This window comes from Aequorivita vitellina (assembly GCF_022008365.1).
GTDB lineage: Bacteria > Bacteroidota > Bacteroidia > Flavobacteriales > Flavobacteriaceae > Aequorivita > Aequorivita vitellina.
This window is the reverse complement of record NZ_JAIRBA010000056.1, coordinates 1-5,239: the sequence shown is the minus strand read 5'-3', so window position 1 is coordinate 5,239 and position 5,239 is coordinate 1. Positions and strand designations below refer to the sequence as shown.

Below are 5,239 nucleotides of genomic sequence, written 5' to 3'. Positions count from 1 at the left end.
GGCTGGCAAACAGCCACTGGAAATTGGTTACAAGCAGACAACGGATCTGTTACCGTAACCGTGGAAGTACAGGTTGAAACATTTCCGTTTACATCGGTAATGGTTAAGGTAATCGTGTTTGGACCTACGTCTGCACAGGTAAAACTACTTGGCGAAACACTCAAGGAAGCAATACCACAAATGTCTGTGGAACCATTATCGATATCCGAAGCAGCAATAGAAGCATTTCCAGTGGCATCTAATTGAACTGTTATATTTTGACAGACTGCCGTTGGTGCAATATTATCTTCAACTGTAACTATTGCCGTGCAAGTACTGGTATTTCCGTTTAAATCGGTAACTGATAAGGTTACGTTGTTTGGACCTACATTGGCACAGGTGAAACTACTTGGAGAAACACTCAATGAAGCAATTCCGCAGACATCAGAACTTCCTCCATCCACGTCCGCAGCGGCAATTGTTACGTTGCCTGTGGCATCTAATTGAACTGTGATATTTTGACATACTACCGTAGGGGCGACATTATCTTCAACTGTAACTATTGCAGTGCAAGTACTTGTATTACCATTAACATCGGTAACCGTTAAGATTACATTGTTTGAACCAATATGGGCACAGGTGAAATCTGTAATGTCTATTGAGGTGCTTGCAATTCCACAGGCATCGGTACTTCCTCCATCTACATCGGTAGCTACTATGGAAACATTTCCTGTTGCATCTAATTGCACTGTGATATTTTGACATACTGCCGCTGGTGCAATATTATCCTCTACCGTTACAGTAACTGAAGTTGTTGAAATATTTCCGCTTTGATCTTCAGCAGAAAAATTTACTGTGTTGTTACCTATATGCGAACAGTTAAAAGTATCTAAGTCAATACTTAACGAAGTTATTGTACAATTATCCGTAGTACCATTATCAATATCATTGGCCGTAATGGAAACATCGCCATTAGCGTCCAACTGCACGGTGAGGTCTTGAACCGCCAAAACAGGTTGTAGATTGTCTTCCACGGTTACAATAGCTGTAGCAGAAGCAGAGTTTCCAGCTTCATCTGTTACAGTTAGAGTGACCGTATTATTACCCAACTCTGAACACGTAAAATCGGTGATGTCTAAACTAAAAATTAGATTTGCAGAAGATGAACAGTTATCGGTTGAACCATTATCAATTTGAGAAGGAGTAATAGAAACATTTCCTGTTGCATCCAATTGCACGGTAATATCTTGAGTTATTACATTGGGCGGCTGAACATCTTTTTTCTCAGAAATCGTTAATAATACTGCATTATCACTTGGATAGGTTATATTGAAAGTGAATTGGTTGCATCCAAAATCTGCATAAATGGGCGAGACCAGATTTTTAGTAGCGATAGTTCCGCTTACAGTAGCGATAGTAAAGGAATCTCCCACATTCGCATCAAAGCCTAAAGATACGTTCACTTTACCTTCAAAAACTGCATCTGTTCCACTAATTTCTAATACATCGTACTCTGTTTCTTGCGTTAAGCCATTTAACTCTACCTCTAATACTGAAGTTGTTTCGGATATATAGGTGCCGACAAAAGTCAATTTTCCAGGTGAGGCACCAGGGGCGAATATTCCATCGTTGGTATAATTTGAAGTATTTGCAATATTTATAGCGGCAACACCTTTAATGATTCCGTTTTCTTTATTAACAAAAGGTAATGCGTCTGCTAAATCTATGGTTCCGGTTTGTGCATCGATGGTTCCAAAGTTTTGTGTGTCGGTATAAATAAAAGTAGCTCCAGTACCTGCAGATTTTTTCAGTAACCCATAATTATTTAAAATTTGTGAGCCAGTACCACTGTAGGTGATATTTCCAGCATCTACTTGTAGATCTAACTCGCCAGTAGCTTGATTGTTGAAAACACCATCGGAAATATACAGATCGCCCGAGTTAGTTATTTTGAAACTTCCTTCGTTATTTAAAGTTGTGAGTCCTACAATCGATTTGCCACTAGTAGTGGGTTGAAAAATAAGGCTTTTATTCACTAAGGTTCCACCTCCAGTGAGATTTCCGGCCGACCAACTTACACCGCTACTTCCCGAAAAATTAAACGTGGCAGTTGTGGAAAATGGTACTGTTACATTGTTAGTCCAAGCTATTTCGCCGTCTAGAGCCCCTGTCAAGGTTCCTGCAACAACTGTATTTGATGCCCATTGAAGAATGCTTGTAGCTGCTACATTATATGTACCATCGGTAAGGTTATTATCAAGGGATTCTAAGATTAAGTTTCCAGATTCTACTGCTATGGTTCCGTCATTATTATTAAGAAGAACACTTATTTTTACATTTCCTGGGTTGGTTGTTCTTTTTATAAGACCAAAATTGTTTAGCACTCTTGAAGTGCCTCCAGAATAGTCAATATTTCCTGCAGCTGTTTGCAAATCTAAAACCCCAGAGTTTTGGTTATTGAAGATTCCATCTGAAATATACAAATCTCCGCTACCTATTATATTGAATATTCCTTCATTGTTTAATGTAGTAAGTCCAAGAATATTTTTGTTATTGGTGGTTGGCTGAAATATAAGACTTTTGTTAATTAGGGTTCCACCTCCATCTAAGATTCCCGAATACCAATTTACGCCACTATTGCCAGTAAAATTAAAAATAGCGGTTGTGGAAGTTGGTATGGTTACCGTGTTCGTCCATACAATCTCTCCTTGCAGTAATCCTGACAACGTTCCCGCCAAAATTGTGTTTGACGCCCATTTTAATGTACTTCCGGCTGCTACATTATATATGCCATCGGTAAGGTTATTATCAAGGGATTCTAAGATTAAATTTCCGCTTTCTACAGATATGGTTCCATTGTTATTATTTAAAACAGTACTGATTTTTACATCTCCAGAAGATGTTGATCTTTTTATGAGTCCAGAATTGTTTAGCACTCTAGAGGCACTCCCAGAATAGTAAATATTACCTGCATCTGCCTGCAAATCTAAAACTCCAGAACTTTGGTTATTAAAAATTCCATCTGAAATGTACAAATCTCCACTATCTCTTATCTCACAAATTCCCTCATTATTTAAACTAGTAAGTCCAAATATCATCCGATTATTTACACTGGATAGATAAAGTAGGTTTTTGTTTATTAAGGTACCACCTCCATCTAAGGTTCCTGACGTCCAACTTACACCATTGGAACCGGTAAAGTCTAAAGTGGCCGTATTTGGATTGTTTACAAACACATTCGATTTCCAACTAATTGCACCATCCAAATTACCGGTTAGCGTTCCCGTTAGAAAAATGTTGGACGTCCATTGTAAAGTAGAACCATTAACAACATTATAAATTCCACCGTTTAAGTGTTTGTCCAGACCATCGAGTAATAAATTACCGGTCTCCACATTGATGGTTCCCCCGTTATTGTTTAAGTTAGCGTAAATTCGAACATCTCCTACAGTAGTAGTTCGTTTTATAAGCCCTAAATTGTTTAATATTCTGGAACCCGAACCTGAATATGTAATATTTCCATTGTTTTCCTGCAAATCGATAACTCCGGAAGGTTGGTTATTAAAAACTCCATCTGTAATATATAAATCCCCACTATCGGTGATATTAAAGTCGTCTTCATTATTTAAAGTTGTAAACCCAAGAATCGATTTATTATTCGAGGTGGGTAGGAAAATTAAACTTTTATTAATCAATGTACCACCTCCGGTGAGGTTTCCACTTGACCAGCTTACACCACTGTTTCCAGAAAAATTAAAAGTTGCCGAAACAGCAGGAGGTACTGTTACAGTGTTGGTCCAATCAATTTCCCCGTCTAAAACTCCCGTAAGCGTACCTGTTAAAACAGCGTTAGAACCCCATTGTAAAACGCTTCCAACATCTACGTTGTAGGTTCCATCGGTTAAATTTTGATCAAGACTGTTAAAAATAAGTTTACCTATTTCTACGTCTATTACACCATCGTTATTGTTTAAAACAGTTTTAATAAAAACATTCCCAATATTAGTGGTTCTTTTTATTTGGCCATAATTATTCAATATATGAGTGCCACCTCCTGAATAAGTTATATTTCCATTGGCTACCTGCAGATCTATTACACCAGCGAGTTGGTTATTAAATATCCCATCTGTAATATATAAATCGCCACTATCTGTAATATTGAAATTTCCTTCATTATTGAAAGTAGTTGAGCCATCTATAATTTTATTACCTGTTGTGGTTAAATTGAAGGAACCGTTATTTGTAAAAGCACTTCCTCCTGTAATGGTAGAACTGCTCCAGTTTACAATAGTGCCAGTTTCAGAAGAAGATGGAGAAGTAAAGCTTAGATTACTGAATAAATTCACTACCGCAGTACCTTGAATGGTTATAGACTTTACCGAGGCACTTATATTCACATCTACGGTACTTGCTGTTGGTATAATCACATCATTAACGGCTGTTGGTATTTGCGGGGGGCTCCAGTTATTGACGTTGTTGTAGTTTGCATCTACTGCGCCTGTCCATGTAATGGTTTGTGCTTGGACATTAGAACAAGCAATACCGCAGATTAGTAGAAAAAGGATTAGTTTTCTCATAATTGACAGTTGTTAATAATTTGGTTATAGTAGTACATCGAAATCAAAGAGAACTTGTCATCAATTATTTATGAAAAAATCACTAGAATTATTTATGTAGAAGCACGAACCTAAAGTTCCAAACCTATTATTTACTGCGAAATATGTGAACTAAAAAACCCTTCCAAAGCTAATTGGAAGGGTTTTTTTTTAATTAAATTAAGTGCTTATTCCTTGATAAGTCTTTTGGTTATTTGGCCGTTTTCACCTTCTATAATCACAATATAGGTTGCGGCAGCCAATTCAGAAACATTAATTACTTGTTCAGAGCCCATGTTTCTTAGGTCTATAGTTTTCACCACCCTACCTCTAATATCAAAAATATCGAGTTTTTCGAGTGAAAGACTTTGTGGATTTCCAATGGTGACGTTATACTTAGCAGGGTTTGGATACATAAGTACACTTCCCATATTAACACCATTATCACTTATACCCAGTACGCTTTCAACAATTAGCTCAAAGTCGCAAGTGCTGGTGTTGCCGTATTCGTCGGTGGCCGTAAACGAAATGGTATACGTGCCATCTGAAAGTGGTGTTCCTGCTGCTGGGCTTTGGGTTGTAAGTGTAACTGGATCGGTACAATTGTCTATTGCTGTAGCTTCGCCCGTTGCAAAGTAATCTGGAAGAATATAGAATATGTTTCC

The 5,239-nt window shown here is 37.6% G+C and carries 2 protein-coding genes; both read right to left on the bottom strand.

From position 1 onward, the window contains the following. Window positions 1-4,556 (bottom strand): beta strand repeat-containing protein (locus tag K8089_RS15755; RefSeq protein ID WP_407932399.1); only part of this gene is annotated, 4,556 nt, incomplete at its 3' end. Between the two features lie 206 nt (window positions 4,557-4,762). Then, on the bottom strand, window positions 4,763-5,239 hold a 477-nt coding region (locus tag K8089_RS15750; RefSeq protein WP_237604255.1), incomplete at its 5' end, for a T9SS type A sorting domain-containing protein.